At 46.0% G+C, this 23405-nt stretch carries 15 protein-coding genes; 2 read left to right on the top strand and 13 right to left on the bottom strand.

Annotation, left to right across the window (positions count from 1 at the left end):
- Positions 1-21 precede the first annotated feature (21 nt).
- Positions 22-6015 (top strand): hypothetical protein, encoded by a 5994-nt coding sequence (locus ACYIA1_RS15455; RefSeq protein ID WP_480335782.1) that lies wholly within the window; start codon positions 22-24, stop codon positions 6013-6015.
- On the opposite strand, the gene ACYIA1_RS15450 is transcribed toward ACYIA1_RS15455, so the two are convergent.
- The 13 genes from ACYIA1_RS15450 to ACYIA1_RS15390 form a co-directional block, all read right to left on the bottom strand.
- A complete protein-coding gene (locus ACYIA1_RS15450; RefSeq protein WP_005863932.1) occupies positions 6009-6668 on the bottom strand; it encodes an ABC transporter ATP-binding protein in 660 nt (219 codons plus the stop codon). The genes ACYIA1_RS15455 and ACYIA1_RS15450 overlap by 7 nt on opposite strands.
- A complete protein-coding gene (locus ACYIA1_RS15445) occupies positions 6665-7381 on the bottom strand; it encodes a tRNA threonylcarbamoyladenosine dehydratase (protein ID WP_036611158.1) in 717 nt (238 codons plus the stop codon). Before ACYIA1_RS15445 ends, ACYIA1_RS15450 begins: the two co-directional genes overlap by 4 nt.
- Positions 7382-7561: 180 nt before the next feature.
- Entirely contained in the window at positions 7562-9544 is a 1983-nt protein-coding gene (locus tag ACYIA1_RS15440; protein ID WP_211738588.1) for a glycoside hydrolase family 97 protein, read from the bottom strand.
- A 34-nt stretch (positions 9545-9578) separates the two neighbouring features.
- Positions 9579-10850 carry an MFS transporter gene (locus tag ACYIA1_RS15435; protein ID WP_480335779.1) on the bottom strand — a complete coding sequence of 424 codons (1272 nt, stop codon included), beginning with the start codon at positions 10848-10850 and terminating at the stop codon, positions 9579-9581.
- A gap of 11 nt (positions 10851-10861) precedes the next feature.
- Entirely contained in the window at positions 10862-11788 is a 927-nt protein-coding gene (locus tag ACYIA1_RS15430) for an ROK family protein (RefSeq protein ID WP_005863941.1), read from the bottom strand.
- A gap of 15 nt (positions 11789-11803) precedes the next feature.
- Positions 11804-12526 (bottom strand): galactosamine-6-phosphate isomerase, encoded by a 723-nt coding sequence (locus tag ACYIA1_RS15425; protein ID WP_008773295.1) that lies wholly within the window; start codon positions 12524-12526, stop codon positions 11804-11806.
- A 6-nt stretch (positions 12527-12532) separates the two neighbouring features.
- A complete protein-coding gene (locus tag ACYIA1_RS15420) occupies positions 12533-13339 on the bottom strand; it encodes a 3-keto-disaccharide hydrolase (protein WP_480335776.1) in 807 nt (268 codons plus the stop codon).
- Between the two features lie 98 nt (positions 13340-13437).
- Complete coding sequence (locus ACYIA1_RS15415; RefSeq protein ID WP_413634070.1) at positions 13438-14982, bottom strand: Gfo/Idh/MocA family protein; 1545 nt, start codon at positions 14980-14982, stop codon at positions 13438-13440.
- Between the two features lie 72 nt (positions 14983-15054).
- Positions 15055-16623 carry a RagB/SusD family nutrient uptake outer membrane protein gene (locus ACYIA1_RS15410; protein WP_005863947.1) on the bottom strand — a complete coding sequence of 523 codons (1569 nt, stop codon included), beginning with the start codon at positions 16621-16623 and terminating at the stop codon, positions 15055-15057.
- A 19-nt stretch (positions 16624-16642) separates the two neighbouring features.
- On the bottom strand, positions 16643-19786 hold the full coding sequence (locus ACYIA1_RS15405) for a SusC/RagA family TonB-linked outer membrane protein (protein WP_146375862.1): 3144 nt from the start codon (positions 19784-19786) through the stop codon (positions 16643-16645).
- 262 nt (positions 19787-20048) lie between these two features.
- On the bottom strand, positions 20049-21023 hold the full coding sequence (locus ACYIA1_RS15400; RefSeq protein WP_005863952.1) for a FecR family protein: 975 nt from the start codon (positions 21021-21023) through the stop codon (positions 20049-20051).
- Positions 21024-21093: 70 nt separating this feature from the next.
- Positions 21094-21564 (bottom strand): N-acetylmuramoyl-L-alanine amidase, encoded by a 471-nt coding sequence (locus tag ACYIA1_RS15395; RefSeq protein WP_480335773.1) that lies wholly within the window; start codon positions 21562-21564, stop codon positions 21094-21096.
- Complete coding sequence (locus ACYIA1_RS15390; RefSeq protein WP_005863956.1) at positions 21561-21995, bottom strand: HU family DNA-binding protein; 435 nt, start codon at positions 21993-21995, stop codon at positions 21561-21563. Before ACYIA1_RS15390 ends, ACYIA1_RS15395 begins: the two co-directional genes overlap by 4 nt.
- Positions 21996-22179: 184 nt before the next feature.
- On the opposite strand from ACYIA1_RS15390, the gene ACYIA1_RS15385 reads away from it, so the two are divergent.
- Entirely contained in the window at positions 22180-23295 is a 1116-nt protein-coding gene (locus ACYIA1_RS15385; RefSeq protein WP_005863959.1) for an AAA family ATPase, read from the top strand.
- Positions 23296-23405 lie beyond the last annotated feature (110 nt).

Genomic DNA, 23405 nt, shown 5'->3' with positions numbered 1-23405 from the left:
TAAGAAAGGAGGACCTGACGGATGAAACCATCAATCAACCTACGATATAAATCCCTGTTATTAACTTGCTTGCTGATCCTGTCCGCCGGTGCGGTTGCGCCGGCGTGGGGGCAGACGTACACAATCAATTATAAGAATGGTTCACCCCAAACCGATATTACAGAACGTGTGGATACGGTGTATGTGGCGGACGGGGTGCCGAGGGAGTTGTTTATTCCAGAGTTGAGGTATAATACGGATCCCCGTTATTACTGGTATGTCCGTTGGTATATGGTAAATGAACAAGCCGATACATTGGTTATTACAAATAATAATTTAGAGAACATAAAAGTTGAGTTTAATAATTTAAATCCGCCACAGAAAGGAGGCTCTGTTGGGGCTGGTACTAACTGGAATGCTTGTTTGAGAAAAACTTCAGATGGTAAATCTCTTTTTATGTATTTCCCTTTGTATGATGGTAAGGGAACAGGTAATAGTAGTGTGGGAGCTTCTACTGTTAGGTATACGGCTACTAAAGTGGAACCGGGCATTACGGTGGTTTGTGATTTGAGTTTGAATGTGGATTATCTGCCGGGAGGAACCGAAGCTCCAACGGGAACTAACATAACAATAACAGAGCCAAGCTTATCCGTACGCTATAAGTTTGTAGTCCGTCCGGCAAGTGAGATTGCGGATCGCATTAAAATTTCAAGAGCAGATGATCATACGCCCTTTGTCGAACAAAATATAGAGACTTCATATAATAAACAGATAGATAGTCTCTTCGTGAATGTGCAAGTTGGAGCGACTGCTAATAATTACGCATGGTATCAAAACTATAGCTCAGGACCGATCATAGTGGGTAAAAACTTCCGGTATAGCGTTAATGGAAGAGATCATAGCATCGATGGAAGAGTAAAGAATACTTTGTTCCCTTTTGTGCAAGTGATAGATTCCTTACTGGTTACGGAAACCACCACGGTAGATGTTTGGGCTGTTGGTTCTGTAGATATTGATGGTGAAAAGGTTGAATATCGAAGCCCCCTATTGGCACGATATATAATAACTCCGATAGAAGGTTCGGGTTTTATGTTGGAAGATGATGCTATGATGGAAGCACGGATGCGTGGAACATTGGATCCGAAGCGAGATCCAGATAACCATCCGGAGTTGTATGAAAGGATTGGTTATATCAACTTTGACAGGAATGATACGATAGATATAGGCGATTTGAATTCCGTTAATAATATAGCGGAAATAGGTTTTCCAACCAAGGATGATTATAAAGGTAAATGGTTGGAAAATGGAGTTACAGGATATGCGCCTTTTGATTATCAAAATAGTATAAATAAGCAAGTTAATTTGTGGGGTGGGGGATATCGTTTGCAGACCCTGCAAAACCAATATGGATTGTTTCGTACGGCAGAGGTGAAGAATGTATCAACAAAGACTGAGGGATGGGGGAATATGCAATACAAATGGTTTTTTAACGATCAGAACCCCAATCCACAGGCAATCTATGACCGGACTTATTATAATACTGGAAAAAAATCATTAGGATATTTCTTTTATGTGGATGCGGCAAACATGCCGGGGCGTTTGGTGAAAATTAAGCTGGATGGTGAAGTATGTCAGCATACCAGCCTTTTGGTAAACTTTTGGATAAATGATATGACAACGTGCGAGTATAAAGGTACCGATGGCCCTCTTCCTCCTAATATCAATCTTCTTTTTATTGGAGAGAAGAAAGATGGGACGGAAGTTGTCTTACACCGTTTTACATCGGGGGATGTATTGACTAGTTATACCGGTGAATCTTCTATGAAAAATCCAGCTAATGTAAACATCGGTAAATGGCAGCAATTAATGTACACATTTTCGGTATCTCAATCGCTTGCAGGTTATGGAAACTATTATTTGGAAGTACAAAACAACACGATCCATGCTAGCGGTGCGGACTACGCCATCGATGGTCTGCGTATCTACCGCACCAAGCCCAAGATCGACGTGAAACGAGTAGATGTATGTTCCTCTGCCAACCTGACCATTTCTACGGAATATGAGCTTTTGCTTAATAATATGGGGTGGAGCATTGAACCGAATTCGTTAGCTACTATTGAAGATAAAATGAAAGACGGTGTTACGGAAGACTCAAAGCATATATGGAAATACCGCTATGGTTTGATGGGGGGTGATCCAAGGCAAAGGGAAAATAATCTCAATAAAACGATCGGAAACGTTTATATCGGAGCTACCGATAAAAGAGAAACCGGGAAGATAGACAAGCCTGAAGACTGGATTACATTGAATACGGATTTGAAGGACTATGCGAATGAGAACTATAACAATCGAAGCAAAGTGTATCGTATCATCGTTCCGACAGAGAAAGGGTTAAATCATGATGGATTTCAAGGTCTGACAAGTTATGAGACCGCAATGCATCGGCAGATTGTTGTCAACCTACGTATGATCAATGATTTCTTATACGATGCCAAGACCAACGTTTGGAATGCGGATATAGACACACTCGTCACAAAAAAATATGGTGGACCATACGAGGATAAGGCAGCCTATATCAACTATTTGACAGAGGGTTTGGAAACACTTTGTCAAAAACAAAATTGGGACTATATCGTACCGGATCCGCAAAATATTAATATAGATGCGGTCATGAACGGTTATGAGATATATGAACAATTGATACGAGCCGTATGTTCGGTGATGGGTATCTCTCGTCCTCGTGTGCCTTGGTGGGATGCGGAAAATACAAATATCATCCAGTTGGGTGCCATTGATGTGAATAAGACGGAGCTGAAATATAAAGGTGAGAAACCATACGGAAGCGGGACGCAGGTAGAGCCTGCTTCCGGCAAGTATGATGTGGTGATATTTAGTGCGGCCGCAACAGTGACTAGTGATGAAGTGGTGAATTTCCCGAATGCCTATGCGGGATATGGCTTCGACGATCCTTGCCTTCTGACGACTCCTTTCACCGTACTCCCATCCGTTACGATCGTGGCAAATACCAAGACCCAGTTTCCGGAGGGTGCGATCGCTTGTGAGGGACGGATCAGCGTGATTGAAAAGGCTATCGTGTTGGTGGAAGAAGTAGATGAAGACAATAATTCACTTGGGGTAACAGATGAGTTTGAAAAAGTTTTCCCTGATGTGCCATATACATTCGATTGGTTCTTGGGAGATTCGTTGACTTTCGAGGACTTTAACACAAATGTGTTGCCTTTAACGGATATATTGAGCTCTTATAGAAAACAACTTGGTAATACCGACGCTTCTGCGAATGGTTTGATTCAGTATTGCGAAGAGAATTACAAGGAGGTAATCCAACAATTGAAGGAATTGCTTTTAGGTGATGTAGACAACGAGCCACGATTAGTGATTGGTGGTGAGTATGGAAAAGCAGAGTTCCGCTGGACAGAAAAGGTGGTGGCGATTCCTTACTTGCCTGATGATCATGAGGATGAAAAGGGACGTATATGGCTCTTTTGTAATGAGCCTCACGAATTAACAATGGAAGCCGCTCCCGCTCCGACACTACTTGCCGGTTTCCCGGATGTGGAGTACCCGGAAGGAATGGAGTATTATCCCTATGTACCCCTGCGTATCGGCTTGCCGAATATCATGGAGGGAAGCATAACGGATATTCCCATTCAAGGAGAAGGCCTGACAATGGGTATGAAAGAATCTAACCAATTAGGTATGCCGTATGGTGACAAGGATGATGAGGCTACGACTATATTCTTGCGACAAGGGCAGACGTATACTGCGGTAGGTAAGTTGACGAATTTGTCTGCGAAAGCTAAAGGTGGAAGTGATAATGGCGGCGGATTATTCTCGATGACCTTTAATGAGGATGCTTATAAAGACTTCGCCGAAGGCCAAATCTATTCACTCTATATTCCATTCGGTGAATATAAGGACGGAATTTTCGTAAAAGGCTCTTGCGAGGGATATGCTACCTTGCTTGTCAAGATCGTACCGGAGTATCTGACTTGGCAGGGTACAAACACCGGCGAGGCATGGTATAATGACGCTAACTGGCATCAGTCTACGAAAGGGGAATTGTATATAGATCCAAAGGGAACAGACGGTACGGATGCCAACGGTAATGATCTTGTGACTGCCGCCTTCGCCCCGCTTCATTTCACCCGTATCACGATCCCGGGAGGGCAGACGCTGGAATTGGAAGACTTGAAAGAGGATAAGAATTTACTGCAAGGAATTGATACGACATCTAAAACAAAGGCTACCCAATATATCCAATATGATATGGCGGTAAATAAGAATGATAAAGGACTTATCGTAGCTCCGTACTATATAAATAAGGTAAAGGCTATCTATTTCAAACCCGAGGCGCAGTTACGCCGTCAGCAACTCCTGACGTACGACACCGCCCGCGTGGAATTCGAGATGACACCTAATGCGAAATATTGGATGGCATCGCCCCTGCAAAGCGTATTCGCCGGCGATATGTACACCGTGAAGAACACGGGCCGTCAGAACACCAATGCTTTCGCCGATATCACCTACAGCACGGCTGACAACGACCGCCAAGCTCCTGCCTTCTACCAGAAAGCTTGGGACAAGGCGATCACGATGTACGTGCCGAAGAGCGAAGCAGATCAAATAGCTTCTTTTCCGGAGAATGGTTTGGATACAACTCATTACGAGGTAGTCCAATCCAACTGGAGCCGTGAATACAACGATGTGAACGTCCCTTACGCATTAGGAAAGGGATTCTATGCCAGCGTAGAAAAGAAGAATGCGGATGCTTTGAATGGAAATGTCTTGGTACGCCTGCCGAAAGCGGATGACTCTTACGACTATGAACCGTGGAAACCGGAGACGAAAAACGCTACATTGAGAGCCGCCATGACCAAAGCCCCGACTTTAGCGGAACGGATCAATGCCGGCAAGCTGGCGGATAACGAGCCTATCGAGGTGGTATTGACAGATGCGAATGGAACGGAAGAATGGTGGAATACGGATAATGGAACCGTCCGTGCCATCGCCGATGGTGACGGTAAGCACTTCCTGCTGGGTAATCCGTATATGTATCCGTTGGATATCGCTCGTTTCTTGAAAGGGAATGAGGCTATCTTAGCGCAAAAATATTGGACATTGGATACGAAGATTGGAGAGGGGCTTGTTGTCGGTACGCTTGATGTGGCATGGGAAAATGGAGATACTGATACTACTTCCGGAGCCGTTATCGCCCCCATGCAGGCCTTCTTTGTAGAGCTGAAAGATGCGGCCAAAACGAAAGCGGAAGGTACGACAACCGGTGCCGATCTGAAGGTCGTTCGTTTCGATCCCTCCATGATGCAAGGAGAGCCGGAGAAGGTCTCTTCTTCCTTGCGTACCGCTATGGCCAAGAACCCGGTATTGAGGCTGACAGCGGAGCGGGATGCATATCGCAGCACGGCCTTGCTGACGCGGCAGGATGATGCTACGAACAGCTATGAGGCAGATAAGGATGCCGTAATCTTGCTGGATACGGAACTGGAGGAGATCCCGCAGGTGTACACTATCGCCGGGACTCGTGCCGTGGGCGTGAACGTAGCACGACGGATCGACCAAGTGCCCCTTGGCGTATATGCCGGCGAGGGTAAGGGCGAGGTTACACTGACGATAGAGGGTATCGGCGATTGGGCGGAGACGCTTTACCTGTACGATGCCGTGACCCGCAAGAGTACGGAGTTGTCGGACGATACGTATACCTTGCGTTTGGACGGCAGCAGCCATGGACGTTACTTCCTAAGCGCGGGCTCGCCTACCGGTAATGAGGGGGTAGACAATGCGGAATCTATCTCTGTCTATTCCGCCGTATCGGGTAGGGTCGTGGCCAGCGCGAGCGAGGCGTTGAAGCGGATACAAGTGTTTACACCGATGGGTCGTTTGGTACGTACCTTATATCCCGCTCGCCCGACTTATACGTTCGATCTCCCGGCAGGCATCTACATCATCCGTGCGGAGATCGCACACGATCAGAAGACGGTGAAGCTGCGGGTTCAATAAGCAGCTTCTACCACTCCATCTCTAATATGGATTACACGGTCTGTATTTGTAGCCAGTTGTTCGTCATGCGTCACGATGACGAACGTCTGGTTCATCTGGTCTCTTAACTCGAAAAAGAGGGCGTGCAATTCTTCCTTGTTCTTGGTATCGAGACTTCCGGAAGGTTCGTCGGCTAGGATAACCGCCGGATTGTTGATAAGCGCACGGGCTACCGCTACCCGTTGCTTCTCTCCGCCGGATAGCTCGGCAGGCTTGTGTGCCATGCGATCGGAGAGTTTCAGGAAGTCCAGCATCTCTTTCGCTCGCTTCTCGGCCACGGCCGATTTCTCCTTGGCGATCAGTGCCGGGATCATCACGTTCTCCAAGGCCGTGAACTCCGGCAATAATTGATGGAACTGGAAGACGAAGCCGATATTCCGGTTGCGGAAAGCCGCCAATTCCTTATCGCCCAATCGTCTTGTCTCCGTGCCATTGATAACCAGTCGCCCACTATCCGGTGCGTCGAGCGTGCCGATGATTTGCAACAAAGTTGTCTTACCCGCCCCGCTGGGGCCTACGATAGCGACAACCTCGCCCTTGTTTATCGTGAGGTCGATACCTTTTAGCACTTGTAAGGCACCGAAACTTTTCGTTATTCCTTCGGTTTGTATCATATCAAGTTTCTTAGGACGTGCGAGGCAAGGAAACAGCCGAACGTAGCCGGCATATAAGAGACCGTTCCCGTGGTCGTACGTTTACATGTTTCGTTTTCAACTTCGATCACGGCGTCCGGATCGGCGAACTCGGTGGAAAATACGACGGGAATCCCCTTGCTTACGCCTAGAGGACGCAACCGTTTCCGCACCGCTTTCGCAAGGGCGCAATTGATTGTCTTGGAGATATCCGCAATCCGTACCAAGGACGGGTCTACCTTAGCGCCCGCCCCCATGGAGGACACGATGGGTATCTTATGGATATAAGCCTGGTACATGAGGAATACTTTGGGACTTAGGGAATCGATGGCATCTACCACGAAATCGAGAGGGGCCGATAGGAGTACCTCCTCCGTCCGCTCGTCTCGCAGGAATTCATTCAGGACGGTTAGTTGCAACTGGGGATTGATATCGAGCAAACGCTTGGCTACGACCTCGGCTTTCGGCATCCCTAGGGTGGAATGAAGGGCGGGCAATTGGCGGTTGATATTACTCTCGTTTACCGTATCGGCGTCTATGATTGTCATCTTTCCTACTCCGGCCCGGCAAATCTGCTCGGCGGCATAAGCTCCCACACCTCCTAACCCAACTACTAATACATGGCTACGGGATAAGCGCTCCATACGCTCGGCTCCAAACAAAAGTTCCGTCCGTGTATTCCAATTGTAACTCATTTATATACTTTTGAGGACAAAAGTAATCAATTGTTCCGGTTCCTCCAATACTTGCTTTTATCCGAAAGCTTTGTGTCTTGTTACTGCACGGGCGTTGCAGCGTTACTGTATGGGCGTTGCAGTATTACTGCATCAGCCTTGCAGTACCACTGCAACCCGGGTTGCAGTGGGTGGATTGCGTCAGATGGGTTGAATATGAAAGACCGATCCTCCGTCGGAGGCCAGCGGAAGGGTGATTTTATCCCTGTAGGTGATCTCCTTAACCTCTTTTACGAGTTTGTTCGAGTCTATATTCGTATCTTCAGCATCTTTATAGATCGTTATCTTATATTTCTTGTCCTTATCCAAGAACTTGAGGTCTACATCGATACTGCGTGCTTGGCTGTTATTGATCGTACCGACAAACCAATCCTCTCCCTTTTTGCGGGCGATCGTTACGTATTCATTGACGGAAGCGTTCGGAACGACTGTTTGGTCCCAAGTCGTAGGCACGGCTTTTAGGAACTCGAATCCCGGTTGTCCCTCGTAAGCCTCCGGCGTATCGCAAATCATGCCGAGATAGCTCTCTAATACCACGTACATCGCTAACATATGGCAACGGGTACTCATTACATAAGGGTTACGTTCTTGGTTCTTGAACTTATCCCTTGGCAAAGAGCGGAAACCACCTAAATGATAATCTGTCGCTCCCGCTAACAAACGGGTAAAAGGCATATGGATGTCATGATCCGCATCGGTATCCTTGTCCCATTTACAATGCTCATAATTAAGCGTACCCTCGCGGGTGAACTCATTGGGATAGGTACGGTTCAATCCAGACGGCTTGCAAGCTCCGTGGAACTGAACGAATAGATGATGCTTGGCCGCCTTCGCCAAGAACTCTTCTTGGATGCGGATCATCTCTTGATCGTCTCGATCCATGAAATCGATCATCATGCCGGCGATTCCCCATTTCTCGAATTGGGCGAAAGCCTCGTCTATCTTCGCGTACAGAGGTTTCCAGTTGGTCCATAAATGGATACGTACGCCTTGGCTCTTGGCGTAATCGCAAATCTCCTGCATATTGAGGCTCGGAACGACTTTCAAGATGTCCGCTTTCGGGCCCGGAGAACCGAATCCGGCTCCATCCTCGTCATACCAAGCTTGCTCGGCGTTCCCGTAGATCGAGTGATAATCCAATCCGTTACGGGCTACGAAATCAATGTAATATTTATTCGTGGGGAAATTGTTTCCGCCAAGGAAAGTCGTATCCGGAACGACATTTCCGTTCCACCACGTAAAAGTAGTCTTACCCGGCTTAATCCAAGATGTATCCTCTATCTTACAAGGCTCATTGAGATTCGTGAGGATATTGGACGCTATCAAGGAACCGATTTGATCGCTGATCATCAAGACCCGCCAAGGAGATTGATGGGGTAGGGATGCCTCTACCTTGATACGTTCTTGTCCCAGTTTAGGTGATAGTTTCCCGAGAAGAGCCCCGTTTTCTTTCCATAGGTACATACCGGCGTAATCACGAACCGCCGCCTCGGTAATCGCCATATAAACATGGTTCGGGAAAGAGAACAGGGCGGGCATATCCATCAATCGTTTATTATCCATGTCGGTATAATCCGTGACCGTATATTTACCTTCGTGGGAACTTTGGTAGTTGGGGAGGAATAAAGTGGTTACGTTCGGGTTACTTTGTAGGTTGAAGGTGGTTCCCTCGTCATACATGATATACGAATCCCATCCTTTTTGCTTCGGAAACTCATAGCGGAAGGCGATACCGTCATCGAAAGCCCTTACGACCAGATTAATCTTGCGAAAAGGCTGAACGGTTTCCTCTAGCGGGATGATTACCTCTTTGGAAAGGCTATGTATATGTTTCGCCTTACCGACGATCAATTCGTAGGTCTCTTCCTTCGTGCTGAACACGGGTTTGTTGATCTTTACATTTTCCCCGAACGCCCCATTATCGAAAGTCAGCGTCAATGGGGAGTCTTGGATCAAGGTCTGCTTATTAAATGTTACGCTGTATACCGGGCTATTCTTATCCAAAGCCAAGGAAAACTTGATCTTTCCGTTTGGAGAAGACAACCGTACGCTTTTATTTGCGTATAAAGAGTGAGCGCAAAGTATAAAAAATGCCAGAATGAGGTAGATTGATTCTTTTTTCATGGATGATAATTTTATAGGCCAAAGATATACATATTTATTTTGTACGGTTTAACTGCTTCAACAATTCCTTAAGACTGACGGTCTCATTCTTGACCAATGGTTTTGCCCAATAGGAAATACTCAAGATATAGCCCAGCGTGATAAATAGGAAAAACATGGAATAGCGCAACCCGATCAGATCTCCAAGTCCACCAATGATGAACGGAATCAATGCCCCACCGAAAATACCCGTACACAAGATACCGGAAAAAGCCCCATGATGCTTATCCACGGAGTTAAGGGCTAAGGCGAATATCACCGAAAACATGATCGAGATCGAGAAGCCGCAACAAGCGAAAGCGATAATCGCTACTTGCGTAGGACCGAAGAGCGCTATCGCTAAATTAAAGATCGCTATCATCGAGAAGATACGTAACATCAGCTTTGAGTCGATTAACTTAACGATCACCAATCCCAACAAGCAGCCGATGGACATCAATCCCCAGAACCAAGCAACCGTAGTAGCCCCGGCTCCTTCCGGGCTGACCCCATGATACATATTCAAGAAAAGGCTCATCCAATTCGCCAATCCTTGCTCGGTTCCCACATAAGCGATAATCCCTAAGAAATAGAATATAACTTGTTTTTGCCTGAGCAATTCCTTATAATTCTGTACCGTTCCCGCCTTCTCATCTTCCTTTAATTCTACTTTCGGGAATTTGACATAAGAGATAACCACTAACATGATGACAAAAACAATCGTAAAGATAAAATAGAGCGAGCTCCAAGGTAAGCTCTCCGGCGTTATCCCTTTGAGGAAACGGATGAAGAAGTCGTTTGCCGAATCCTCACCGGTTAATTTTCGCATAAGTCCGGCCAAGACGAACGGGCTCATGAAAGAAGCGGCTCCGAATACGATCTGGGCCAATACCTGATTAAAGGCATATTTTTTCTCTCCGCCCGCCTCACGCATCAAAGGCAATATGATCACCTGTAGCATCGCCATGCCCAGACCGATAGCGAAAAGGGAAGTTAATACGATAGGGTAGGTCGGGAACATGACGAAAAGCCCCGCACCCAAAAACGCCAGACTGAAAGCGATCAATAAGGAAATCTTTCCCCCGAAACGCTCGATGATCATTCCTGCCGGGATCGACATGATGCCATATGCCAAGAAAAACGAGAACGGCAAGAATGCGGCCAATGTCAGGCTCAGCCCAAAACTATCGATAATCATCGGTAGCATAGGGCCTAATATATTGGTAACAAAAGAAATGACAAACCAAATACACAAGATGAGGAGTACGATCCAATTATTCTTATTCATGATAGATAGATTCAATGATTAAACACCAATGCCGCCGCCCCGAGGCATCCGGCCTTATTTCCTAATCGGGCAAGCTCGATAGTCGTGAAGTACGAGGTTTCCTTCATCACGTATTTCCCGACCTGCTCCCGTATATTGTCAATGTAGAAATCTCCGGATTCCGAAATGCCTCCGCCGATAATCACCTTTTGCGGAGCGAAAATGTTGATAAGGCTCGCTACGCCTAGGGACAGATTCCGGAAATGATCCTCCATAGCGAGTACGGCCTCTTTCTCCTGAGCTTTATAGCGCTCTACTATATATTTTCCATCGATACGGGAAGGTATCTCTCGTCCGTTCTTCTCCAATAATTGCCGGTATAAGGCGATCAACGCACTTACGGAAGCGTGTGCCTCTAGGCAACCGGACGCTCCGCAAGTACATTGATTCCCATTCAGACCATGAATAATTAAGTGCCCAAGTTCGGTGCCCCGGTTCCGGTAGCCGCCATAAAGCCGGCCGTTCAAGAACAAGGCGCCCCCTATGCCGGTACCCACCGTCAGGAAAACGATATCGGAGAGACCTTTAGCCGCCCCATATATCACCTCGCCCAACCCCATAAGGTTTGCGTCGTTGTCGATGAATACCGGTAGATTAAATTCCGCTAACGCAAGATCCAATTGTTGGTTATCTAGTTCAGGAAGATTATTGGCAAAGAGAACCACCCCATTATCTACTACGGAAGGTACACCTATGCCAATTCCGTAAATCCCCCAATCCCGGGAACGGGCGTAGTCTGTCATTTTCCGTACGATACTTTTTATGGTATCGGATAATGGGCGTGGATTCTCTTTTGATTGTGTGGTTTCCGACGATTCGTAAAGAATGTCGCCATTCTGGTTCACAAGAGTATATTTTATGCTTGTTCCTCCAATGTCTAATGCGATAGCGTATTTCATGATAATTGTAAAAGCTTAATTAGAACTATGCGCCGCTTCCCTGTCGATCAGGCAAATCACGTTCGGGTGCAGCCACAATAAGGAGGCCGGCAACTCCGTCGAGATCTTCTGTTCAAGGAAAGCTTGAGTAATCTCCCTTTTCTTTATCCCGTTGATAAGAAGGATAATCAGGCGTGACTGAAAGATATTCGCCATGCCCAATGTCAGTCCGTATCCCGGTTTCTCCGTATCCCCGGCGATCATGGGATGTTGCAATGATTTCTGGGACAGATGAGCCACATGGCAATTCGTATGTAAGGAAGGAGCCGGCTCGTTCAAGGCGATATGGCCGTTCATCCCTATTCCTAATATACAAATGTCGATAGGGCCTTTTTGATCCAGTATCTGTTGGATCCGCTCACATTCCGCCTCAGGGTTCTCCGGATCGCTTTGGAACGCTATATACCGGTCTTCCGGGATTTGAAGCGGACCTACGAAATAGTTCCGTAGATACGACTCGCACGTACCCGGGTGGTCCATCGGGATTCCTCCCCATTCATCAAGCTTTAGTACCGTGAATTGGGAGAATAATTCCGGTTGGCGACCGGCTTCCTCTACCAGCAACTCATACATCCGGGTAGGAGAGCCCCCAGTGGCGGCACAAAGCGTAAGTGCCTTGTGCTGCCCTAACTCTGAGGTAACAATCTCTTTTGCCTTAAGGCTTAATGCCTCATAAGATTGACAAATCTCTATTCTCATACGATTTTAGAGCTCTTTGATTCGGATATTGCGGAAGCAAACACCATAACCGTGGTCTTGCATACCGATGTAACCCGGTTGTTTTCCGCATTGTAGCATCAAGTCGTAAGCTTCCGGGCATTTCTCCGGACTCGTGCTGAACTTGCTGAACTTACTATGATCCACTAATGTGCGCCATACCGGTGTACCGAACTGGAATTCCAGCACTTTCACGTCGTTCATGTAATGGATCACGCGTTGGTTATAGACAACGATTCTCGTCTTGTTCCAGTTTCCGTACGGTTTTACGGGTTGTGGATCCGGCATAATCATGTCATATACGGCACCGGCCTGACGGTTACCGTCGCAACCTTCCCATGCGTCCGGCATATTCTCGTTGTCGAGTAACTGATATTCTGGGCTGGAGTAATAAATAGGTGTACCCTCAATTTCTTGCGCTGTATAGAAGATACCGCTATTACCGGCCTTGTCGATCTTCCATTCGATCTCGAAAACGAAATTTTTGAACTTCTTGTCGTAGATCAAGTCGCCGAAGCCCGTGTCTGCCTTATTGTCGCTACCTTTATAGGTGATCGATCCGTCTTCAACCACCCAACCTTGGGGTACATCCTGACGGCAATAGCCGCGCCATCCGTTCAAGGTCTTGCCGTCGAACATGGTGATCCACTCGCCTCCCGTAGGGATACCGTCGCTATCGAGGGCTTGGGCTTGGGCGGTTTGCGTTCCGGCATCGTTGGTATTACCGCCGGAGGTACATGACAGGGCCGACGCGAATAAGGCTACGGCCATAATACTGCTATAAATCTTTTTCATCGCTATTATGAATGTTTGTTGTTTGTTAGAAACTTGTTAGATAATTATTAGGAATTTGTTAGGTTCCTGTTAGGTTACCGTTAGATTCCTGTTAGCTTTTATAACTTCAGGTCTTCCCATCCATCGCGGTATTTCCGCTTGATGAATTGGTTCGCCCGCTCGAAATTGGTGATACGCATATTCGCTCCATCCCATAGGAAAGTCTTGTTTCTTCCCGGATAGATGAAGCCTTCACGCTCTCCGTAGATCGAGTCGTTATGTTTCACTTGTTCCCGGATATTATGGCTCCGTAAGATCAAGTTACCCATCAATACGGTCTCAGTCAACGGACCGGCGTATCCTTCGAACGGAGATTCTACGTTTGCCTTATCGTACCCTGCGATACAAGAGTCGATCCATGCCCAATAGTGGCCATTCGTACCCCCTTCGATACGTTTATATTTATGAGGAATGTTCACGTCTTTGTCGAATAAAGGTTTCTTGTTCGCCTTTACCCCCTTCGGCCAGAATCTTGGATCGGAACCACCCCAGCCACAAGAAGCCATACCTTTCGTACCTACGAATACGGTTGCGCCTTCTACGTCCATCATATCCAAGTCTCCCATCGTGCAGGTCATATCGGCATCTGGGTCGATCTCCTCGAAACGTTCCGGCATGATACCGCCGTCCATCCAATACAGACTCAAGTCGCTTCCGTCTTTCTTCTTGAATTTATAACGGATCGAGCTGGCTACCGGGCAACTTTCAGGATAATAGGCTTCTTCGAAGATACCGGAGTAAACATTGGTCGTACTGCAAGAAACCTCGGTCGGATAACCTAATTGAAGCAATTTGAATGGAGGGCCGATGATGTGGCAACCCATATCTCCAAGAGCGCCTGTACCGAAACGCCACCAACCACGCCAGTTGAACGGAACCAAATTATCCACATAGTCTACATACTCCGCTGTTCCTAACCATAAATCCCAATTCAAGCCTTTAGGAACAGGCGGTTTCTGGTTCGGCCAAGGAATACCTTGCGGCCATACGGGGCGGTTGGTCCAGCAATATACTTTCTGGATGTCACCCAACAGATCTGCCTCGAGCCATTCACGAAGGGTACGCATACCGTCGCAAGAGTTACCTTGGTCACCCATCTGGGTCACGACCTTATATTTCTTGGCAGCCTCGGTAAGGATACGTGCCTCGTAAATATCGTGCGCGATCGGTTTTTGCAGATATACGTGCTTACCCATCCGCATAGCGCCGAAAGCTTGGATCGCATGGTTATGATCCGGGGTGGAGATACATACGGCATCGAAGTTCTTGCCTTCCTTCTCGTACATCTCACGGAAGTCGTTAAAATACTTAGCTTTTGGATAGGTCTTGCGAGCGTCGACAGACTGACGGTCATCCACGTCGCACAGACAGGTGATCGCCGCGTTCTTATGCGGCGTATTCATTAAGCTACCCAAATCGGCGGCTCCCATACCGCCGCAGCCTATTTTCGCGATATAAAGCTTATCGCTGGGAGCTACATGTCCTAATCCCGCTACGGTAAAGCTGGGCAGGATCGTAAGGGCGGCAGCGCCTGTGGCTGCCATCCCAAGGAATTCCCTTCTAGAGATTCCAGTCGGACTGGATTGTTTATTTACCTCTTTCATAAATTTGTTCATATTATGATTAATAATTGAATTGGGGTCTAAAGAATTGAGATTAAAAACAGACTGATATGATTAGAATGCCGGATATCCCGGGTTCTGAACCAAATTATTATTCTTCTGCCAAGCCTTGAACGGGATCGGGAAGATCTTACGATATTCCGGAGTCTGTTTCGGCTTCATATATCTCGGTTTCAGATAAGTCCCGAAGCGGATCATATCTTGGCGGCGGACAAATTCGAATGCCAACTCATAACCACGCTCGTTATAAATATCATCTAATGTCACGCTCGTGTAATTATGATCGGAATTACCATAAGCCCTTTCCCGGATAGCGTTTACCAGACGAGTAGCTTCACCGAGATCCCCGCCCATGCGAACCAAGGCTTCCGCTTTCATTAGGTATACATCAGCCAGACGGAAAATAGCGATATCGTTCTCCATATTGGTATTTTGCATGCCTTTCTCATATACCCACTTATTGATACGTGCGCCGTCTTCTTGGTGAACTTCGCCCCACGGAGTTAAGTTACCGTCCGCATCGGTTTTCTCTGTTCCCGGTACCACATTTAAGTCGATCGTATGGATCAAGTCATGTCCTAGGGTCGTTTTCAAAATCTCTCCCGTGCTAGGGTCGATCATCGGGCCGATCAAGAACGAACCTTCGTAACGAGGATCTTCCGTATCAAATGTGCGGACAAAATCCGGCTGGGCGTTGATACCGTTCCACATACCGCCGGTGAAACCTAATACATCGGGATCCAGATAATGCAATGTCCAAAGATGGATGGAGTTGCCCCACTCATCGGATGCCTTGTAGCAGATCGGGAGAATGATCTCTCGTGATACCTCGTTATGAACCTCGAAATTGGTTTTCCAATTCGGTTCGATGATATATTCGAGTTTCATGATCTCGTCGCATTGCTCCACAACACCTTTCCAGTTCGGTTCACCGATCCATTCCTCGGCGTTGAGGTACATCTTCGCCAATACCATGCGGGCAGCACCTTGCGTAAACTTACCGTAGCTGGCATCTGATACATCGGAGCGCAAGTTCGGGATGATCTCGGTTAATTCCTTAACCACATATTTATAAATGTCCGCACGGCTTGTGCTGGAGGGCAAGGAGGTATCCTCAAAATCTGTCACTAGTGGGGCGTTACCGAAGATATCTACGATTACATAATACCAGAAAGCGCGTAATCCTCTTAACTCGGACAAGTATTGAAGCTTAAGCTCATCGCTCATGGCTTCGCTTTTCTCTATAATATTATATACGGAGTTAACCGTAGTTAGGCCTCCCGTACAATAATCCCAGCAATTTTCTACAGAGTAAGAGTTCGGTTTCCAGCTATGCATACATTGTTCCATATACTGTCCACCGTCCCACCAGTCACCACCTACACGTGTCGGTGCCATCAAGATATCGGCTGTCATATCGGCCGCCCCCCAAGGACCGTCGTAGGCTAGCATATTTTTCAAAGATTGATATGCCGGAGCCATGATTGCGTTGATCTGCTTTTCCGTTGTCCCGAATTCGTCGGTAGGAAGTTTGTCGTATACGTTCTCGTCCAAATCCATGCAAGAGACAAGCGCTACCGGAGCGAGTACGGCACATATTATATTTTTGAATAATCTTTTCATGATCGTTACTGTTTATGTATTAGAAATTCAAGTTTAATCCAACAGAGAATGTGCGTGCCTTCGGATAAAATTCACGAGGTTCTACACCCGGGGTTAAACCGTCTCCTGAATCCATAGGGACTTCGGGATCAAGACCTTTATATTTCGTGATAACGAATAGGTTTTGTGCCGTGAAATAAACACGGATACCGTTCAAAGCTTTGATCTTATAACCTAAAGTCAAGTTGTCGAGACGCATAAAAGATCCTTTCTCTAAATAATAGTTGGAGAATCTAGGAGTTTCGCTTAACGTATAGGTCAATGGATCGTCCAGCGCATTCGTGCCCGGCAGGAATCCGGATTGAGCGTATGCCATGCGGGTCGCGTTCAATATATCATTACCGATCGTTCCACGCAAGAAAAATGATAAGTCAAAATTCTTGTAACGGAAAGAGTTGGTGATACCGTAAGTCAATTTCGGCTGTGCGGAACCGATGTAGTCGTAATCCGCCGGATCGGAAATCTCGCCGTCGCCGTCTTTATCTACCAAGATATATCTACCGTTCTCGTCAATACCGTTACAAACCAAACCGTAGAATTGTCCGATAGGGCGTCCTTCTTCCAATACGTGCGTACCACTGGAGCTTCCACCCCGGATGAATACGTCACCTAATAAGATCTTATCCATCGTGAATACATCGTTGGATAAACGAGTTACCTCATTTTCATTGTGAGCCAAGTTCAAGGAAATGTTCCAGTCGAAATCCTTTGTGCGGATAGCGTCTGCGTTCAAACTCAGCTCTATACCCGTATTACGCATATCACCTACGTTTGCCATGATCTTATTATATAAATAAGGAGGGGTTGGTACCGGATAGGTATAAAGCATGTCAGAGGTCTTTTTGTTATACCATTCGATACGACCTCCTAGGCGGCTATCCAATACGGAGAAATCAAGTCCGATGTTCAACATCGCTGTTTGTTCCCATTTTAGGTCCGGATTGGCGTTCTGGCTGATCTTATAAGAAGGCAACCAAGAACCGGTATCATAATATACACCATCTGTGCCGTAAAGCTCGAGGGTTTTGTAGGGGTCCAATCCTGTTTGATTACCAGTGATACCATAACCGACACTTAACTTTAAGTCGTTAAGCCAGTTTACTTTTTGCATAAATGATTCTTGGGTGATATTCCAACCCACGGAAACGGAAGGGAAGGTACCCCATTTGTTATTCGTTCCAAATTTGGAAGAACCATCCCGGCGTACGGTAGCTGTCAACATATATTTCTCATTGAAGCTATAATTGGCTCTTGCGTATAAAGAGATCAGGCGACTTTGCCATTTCTCAGACTCTGCGTCTCCGGGGTTCAGGTTTTGTCCTGCGGCCAAATTGTTAGCGCCTAATAAATCAGTGACGAAACCACGGGTCTGTACGTGAGTCTCCTCATAATTCTCTTCTTCCCAAGAGTAACCGATCAAGGCATTGATCTTATGCTTATTGAACTCAGCTGAATAATTGGCGGTCCATTCCATCAAGTCTTTATCACGTAGTCTGGACCAACGTTCGGCCTTACCGCCATCGTTGTAACCGGCTTGAGACTCGATACTGTTGTATTTGCTCTCATCTTCCGTGTTCCGGCTTTTAGCTAAAAGAACTTTAGCCTCTAAGCCATCGATAATCGTATAACCGACATCAGCGGTTCCATAGAAATTATTGATGCGGTTCTTATGTGTATTCTCTTTCTGGTTACGTACCGGGTTTCCTTGGTCGTATTCACGTGTGTCGAACCAAGATCCATCCTCTAGCTTAACCGGACGTACGGGAATCATATTGTAGGCAAGCAAGAAGTTTGTCGTATTTGTCGGTGCGTTATCCGTAACGGTAGCCACGCCGGTGATGCTTACTTTCAAACGATCCTCCAGCGCACGTTGGGAGAATTGGAAACGGGCGTTGTAACGGTTCATGGAGTTATCGCGTGCGATACCTTCACGTTGCATATAAGAAAGGGAACCTCTATAGTTATGGTGTGAACCACCTCCTGATAAAGACACGGCATGATCCTGTTGGAAACCGATTCTCGTGATCTCGTCGAACCAATCCGTGTTCGCTCCCATGTCAAAATCCTTACCATCCTTACCCGGGGTAGAGGAAGTATAGCTACGCCATTGGTCCGCCGTCAGCAGATTCGGCTTGTTGGCCAAGGTAGATACACCGAACGCTCCATTATAAGCGATGGTCGGTTTGCTGGCGTAACCTTTCTTCGTAGTGATAAGGATAACACCACCCGCTGAACGGGAACCATAGATAGCGGCTGAAGACGCATCTTTCAAGATAGAGATAGATTCGATATCCTGCGGATTAACCGTAGACATGTCCATGCCCGGTACATTATCGATAACAACCAACGGACCTTGGTCCTTTTGCAAGGTTGACATACCTCTTAATTGAATCGTCGAGTTGCCCGTTACGTCGCCGGAACCCGTATTGATCGTTAAACCTGCCACCTTACCTTGTAACAAATCCGCTGCGTTACGAGTCAGACCTTGGTTGAAATCCTCAGCGGTCACATTGGTGATAGAACCGGTAATCTCACGTTTTGTCTGTGTACCGTAACCTACTACGACTACCTCGTCCAGTTTTTGAGTGTCCTCTTTCAGGTTTACATTGATCTCGTTTTTGCCGCCTACCGGTTGCAACTGTGTCATGTAACCGATATAGGAAAACTCAAGGGTCGCGTTTGAGGATACTTCCATCATGTATTTACCGTCCAGATCCGTAATCGTACCGTTGGTCGTGCCTTTCTCGACAACGTTAGCGCCGATAATAGCGTTTCCTTCCGCATCTTTAACGACACCGGTAATACGTTTTTTAGTTTGCTGGGCGACAATGTTTTTATTAAATACATTGATATTCCGTCCTTCGATCGAATATTTCAAACTCGTGTTGCGTAGTGCTTGCGATAAGATATTTTCTATGGACTTATCGGTTGCGTTCACGCTCACTTTTACGTTCTTTACGTCAGAATCCACATAGAAGAATAAGAAATCGCTTTGTTTTTCTATAATAGCGAATAGATCGGTTAGCGGGGCCTGATCTGTCTTCACGGAAATCGTTACAGATTGTGAATAGGAATTAGTCGCTACCGCTTGGAACAGTGTCAAGAAAAGTAAAATAAAGGACATTTTTAGGACCGAGAGCATTTTTTTTAAGTCTTTGGACCTAAAAGACCTATAATACGAAACATTTTCCATATTTTTGTACTGATAAAAGGTTGATAATATGCGTCTGCCACAAAATTTGGTCGTGGAGTAGCAGAAGCAGGAATTAATTCTTTTTAATGGGGCCGGCTGTATTTTTGCAGCCGGTTTTGTTTTTTTGAAAGATATGATCCGTGTTATCTCATAGGCATTGCTTGTTTTTTTAAGATGTGTTGATATTTTTATTTTATTGAATATAGTAAGTTCCATCTCTTTGTGACCATTTGATCGGCAAACTGCGAGATATTACTTGTAAAATCTCCTTTAAAGATTGATCCTCGCTGAATGTTCCGGATACAGTGACATTCGGGTCCAGCAATCTCTTGTTTTCTATATGGATCGGGATCTCGTATCTTTTCTCAAGCTCATTCAGCAAGGTACAAAGCGCTATTGATTTATACTTTAGCAAGCCGTCTTTCCATGCCAGATTTTCTTTTGCGTTGACGGATTGGATATCAATCTTGTTCGTTGAACGGATGAATGTAAGTTGCTGGTCGGGAGCGAGTAAGACTTGTTGTGTCGGGCTTTCGAAACGGATAGACCCTTCCAGCAGGACGGCTGTGATCTGATCCTTCCCTTTATCGGCTTTTACACTAAAGGTCGTTCCTAATACCCGTATGGAGGCATTTCCCATATCGACGATGAAAGGTCTTTCCGGATTTTTCGCCACCTCGAAATAGGCTTCTCCTTCCAAATTAACCTTTCGCTGATCCGTACCGTATGCGTCAGAGTAGGTAAAGCGACTATTCCGGTTCAAAATGATCTTCGTACCATCATCCAATGTAAAATGAGATTTATTTTTATCGGTTATATAGGTATAGAATTGCTGAACCTTCCCTTCCCGGGTATTTAAGTGCGTCGTAGCGAAAAACAGAACAAGAAAGGCGATTGCTGCCGCAATGGGAGTAGCGATGAAACGGATCAGCCTCAATCTCTTTTGCCTGCTTTGATCGTCGATCTTCTTTCTCAAATTATCGAGGGACACATTAGGCATTAAGGAATGGCTGAACGAGACTTCCGCATCCCAATAACTCTTTAGCAACCGAAATTCTTTTTTGTTCTTTTCGTCTGCGTTCAGCCATTCGCTCAGCGAAAGAAAATCTTCCGAGGAGCTGTTGCCACTTAATATCCTTGTGATAATATGATCTATGCTGTTCTCCATTTTAAGTTGTTTCTATACTAATAGTCGCAACCAAATTTGAAAACCCTTAGTGGGAGCATGGATTTTTTACTTATTTTTTTCGTAGCTCATACACGAGTTCTTTGTATTCGGGTATCGCGTTGAATGAGGGGCATTGTTTGATCCATTCATCCGGCGAGATCGTCCCGTCTCCGTTTAAGTCCTCCGAGAGATCCCGGTGCCCACAGATCCATGAGCCGGGAAAGCAGATTAAGAGATGCCGGATCAAACGTAACAACGAGGTCTTTTGAGCCTGTGTGCGGGTATCCCGTGGCTGTCCGGTGATGTCCAGTCCACCCTCGTAGCAAATCCCGATGCTGTGTTTGTTGTGTCCTCTCGCATGAGCCGGAATTTGCTCTAGCGGGCGCAGGTTCACCACTTCTCCCGATTTACGGATGTAGAAGTTGTAACCGGCACGGAGGAATCCCCGTGCCTTGTGGTCACTCTCCAGTTGCTTCGGGCTATAGTCCGTATTCTCACGGGTTGCCGAGCAATGAATCACGATCAGGTCAATTTTTCTCATATCTCGTCCGGGCTTTCGCTATCAGAACCTGCGCTCTTTTTCGTAACCTCCAGAGGCTCGAAATTCACCTCATTGCGGGTAGTCCGCAGGGCCGAGCCCGGGAAAAAGATAATACGTGCCCCCTTTATCTTGGTGGCGTCGAAGTCCTCGGGCGTATTCGTTCCTTCGGAGTTAATAGACATACGGAAGTTTCCAAATTCTCCCAATTGCACCACGTTGCCGGAGGAAAGTTCCAGATCCATCGCCCAGTTTAATGAATCGAGCACCGCTTTCACGTCCGCCGACGAAAGCGTGGAGCGAGAGCAAATCAGTTTACATAATTTGTTGAGGTCCGAAGTCCCCGACGTTTTAGCGATCGCGTAGTTCTTTACTGAGTCTTTCTCTGCGCCGTTCAATACCTTACGCTTTACTACTTTAAATTTCACTGCCATAATTTTGAATTTTAAAAGGTTAATTACTAATGACAATGCAAAGATAGAGCCTCTGAAAAACGGGAATCGGCGAGTGTCGGTGAGTGTCGGGATATGTAAGTAGTAGTCGGTTTACTTGTTATTCTGGTTTTTTATTACGTAATTTGCGTTGCGTGAATTGCGTAATGCAAATAAGATGCTGAATATGAATAATCCTTTTTTAATAGTTGGTTATCAAGGTCCAGAATATTTTTGTGATCGGGAGAAAGAGACAGAAGTGATTTTATCCGCTCTTCATAATGGGAGAAATATCACGTTGGTAAGCCCTCGCCGTATGGGAAAGACCGGTTTGATCAAGAATGTTTTTTATACGCTACAAGAAAAGGAGAAGAATGCCAAGTGCTTCTACTTAGATATTTTCTCTACTCAAAATTTGCGTGAGTTTGTCGCTTTGTTGGGAAGGGAGATCTTAGGTAAGCTGGATAGTCTCTCTCAATCTACGCTGAAGACCTTGCTTTCTTTTTTTAAGAGTTGCCGTCCCGTGATAACAATGGATGAGTTATCGGGCATTCCGTCTGTATCCTTGGATATCGTCCCTTCGAAAGAGGAGGAGACGCTGAAGGAGATTTTCGACTACTTGCGGCAGTCTGGAAGAGAATGTTATCTGGCTATTGACGAGTTCCAGCAAATCATGGAATATCCGGAGAAAGGGGTGGAAGGCCTATTGCGTTCTTATATTCAATTTTTGCCGAATGTTCATTTTATCTTTTCGGGGAGTAAAAAGCACTTGATGGAATATATATTCTTCTCAATCAAGCGCCCCTTCTATCAATCCACCCAAAAATTATTTTTAGACAAGATCAGCAAGGAGGTGTATTTTTCCTTTGCCCATTCTTTCTTCGAGAAGGAAGGGAAGGAGCTTCCGGAAGAAATATTTGATAAGGTGTACACATGGGTAGATGGGCATACTTGGTATGTGCAATATCTTTTGAACCGTCTCTTCGCTTTACCGGAAAAAACACTTTCTCCGGAGCTTCTTGATTCTCTCATGATGGAGATCTTACGGGAAGAAGAATATACCTACCAGACTTATTTCCAATTGTTGACATTTAATCAAATCCAGCTATTGAAAGCGATCGCCAAGGAAGGGATTGTCCGGGAGGTCAATGCTGCCGCCTTCATCAAAAAGTATGATTTGAAGGCGGTGAGTAGCGTGAATACTTCCTTAAGGATCTTAATAGATAAGGAGTTTATATTGAGGCAACCGGATGGGTATATCGTGTATGATAGGTTCATGTCTATTTGGCTCAGCCGGATATGACAACGGATGAAAAATATTTAGTTGACACAGTTTGCTCGTACTACCAAAAATTATTCCATTAATATTATGATGGGATTATCTTCTTTGCCCAAATGCCAATATATTTGTTC

The organism is Parabacteroides sp. KHUB-02, from assembly GCF_056640955.1.
Note: the sequence above shows the minus strand (reverse complement) of the source record. Positions and strands in the feature narration are given on the sequence as shown.

Excerpts from the sequence above, each read along its gene's own strand:
- ACYIA1_RS15455 (WP_480335782.1), top strand. The coding sequence starts at position 22 with ATGAAACCATCAATCAACCTACGATATAAATCCCTGTTATTAACTTGC.
- ACYIA1_RS15450 (WP_005863932.1), bottom strand. The coding sequence starts at position 6,668 with ATGATACAAACCGAAGGAATAACGAAAAGTTTCGGTGCCTTACAAGTG.
- ACYIA1_RS15445 (WP_036611158.1), bottom strand. The coding sequence starts at position 7,381 with ATGAGTTACAATTGGAATACACGGACGGAACTTTTGTTTGGAGCCGAG.
- ACYIA1_RS15440 (WP_211738588.1), bottom strand. The coding sequence starts at position 9,544 with ATGAAAAAAGAATCAATCTACCTCATTCTGGCATTTTTTATACTTTGC.
- ACYIA1_RS15435 (WP_480335779.1), bottom strand. The coding sequence starts at position 10,850 with ATGAATAAGAATAATTGGATCGTACTCCTCATCTTGTGTATTTGGTTT.
- ACYIA1_RS15430 (WP_005863941.1), bottom strand. The coding sequence starts at position 11,788 with ATGAAATACGCTATCGCATTAGACATTGGAGGAACAAGCATAAAATAT.
- ACYIA1_RS15425 (WP_008773295.1), bottom strand. The coding sequence starts at position 12,526 with ATGAGAATAGAGATTTGTCAATCTTATGAGGCATTAAGCCTTAAGGCA.
- ACYIA1_RS15420 (WP_480335776.1), bottom strand. The coding sequence starts at position 13,339 with ATGAAAAAGATTTATAGCAGTATTATGGCCGTAGCCTTATTCGCGTCG.
- ACYIA1_RS15415 (WP_413634070.1), bottom strand. The coding sequence starts at position 14,982 with ATGAAAGAGGTAAATAAACAATCCAGTCCGACTGGAATCTCTAGAAGG.
- ACYIA1_RS15410 (WP_005863947.1), bottom strand. The coding sequence starts at position 16,623 with ATGAAAAGATTATTCAAAAATATAATATGTGCCGTACTCGCTCCGGTA.
- ACYIA1_RS15405 (WP_146375862.1), bottom strand. The coding sequence starts at position 19,786 with ATGTCCTTTATTTTACTTTTCTTGACACTGTTCCAAGCGGTAGCGACT.
- ACYIA1_RS15400 (WP_005863952.1), bottom strand. The coding sequence starts at position 21,023 with ATGGAGAACAGCATAGATCATATTATCACAAGGATATTAAGTGGCAAC.
- ACYIA1_RS15395 (WP_480335773.1), bottom strand. The coding sequence starts at position 21,564 with ATGAGAAAAATTGACCTGATCGTGATTCATTGCTCGGCAACCCGTGAG.
- ACYIA1_RS15390 (WP_005863956.1), bottom strand. The coding sequence starts at position 21,995 with ATGGCAGTGAAATTTAAAGTAGTAAAGCGTAAGGTATTGAACGGCGCA.
- ACYIA1_RS15385 (WP_005863959.1), top strand. The coding sequence starts at position 22,180 with ATGAATAATCCTTTTTTAATAGTTGGTTATCAAGGTCCAGAATATTTT.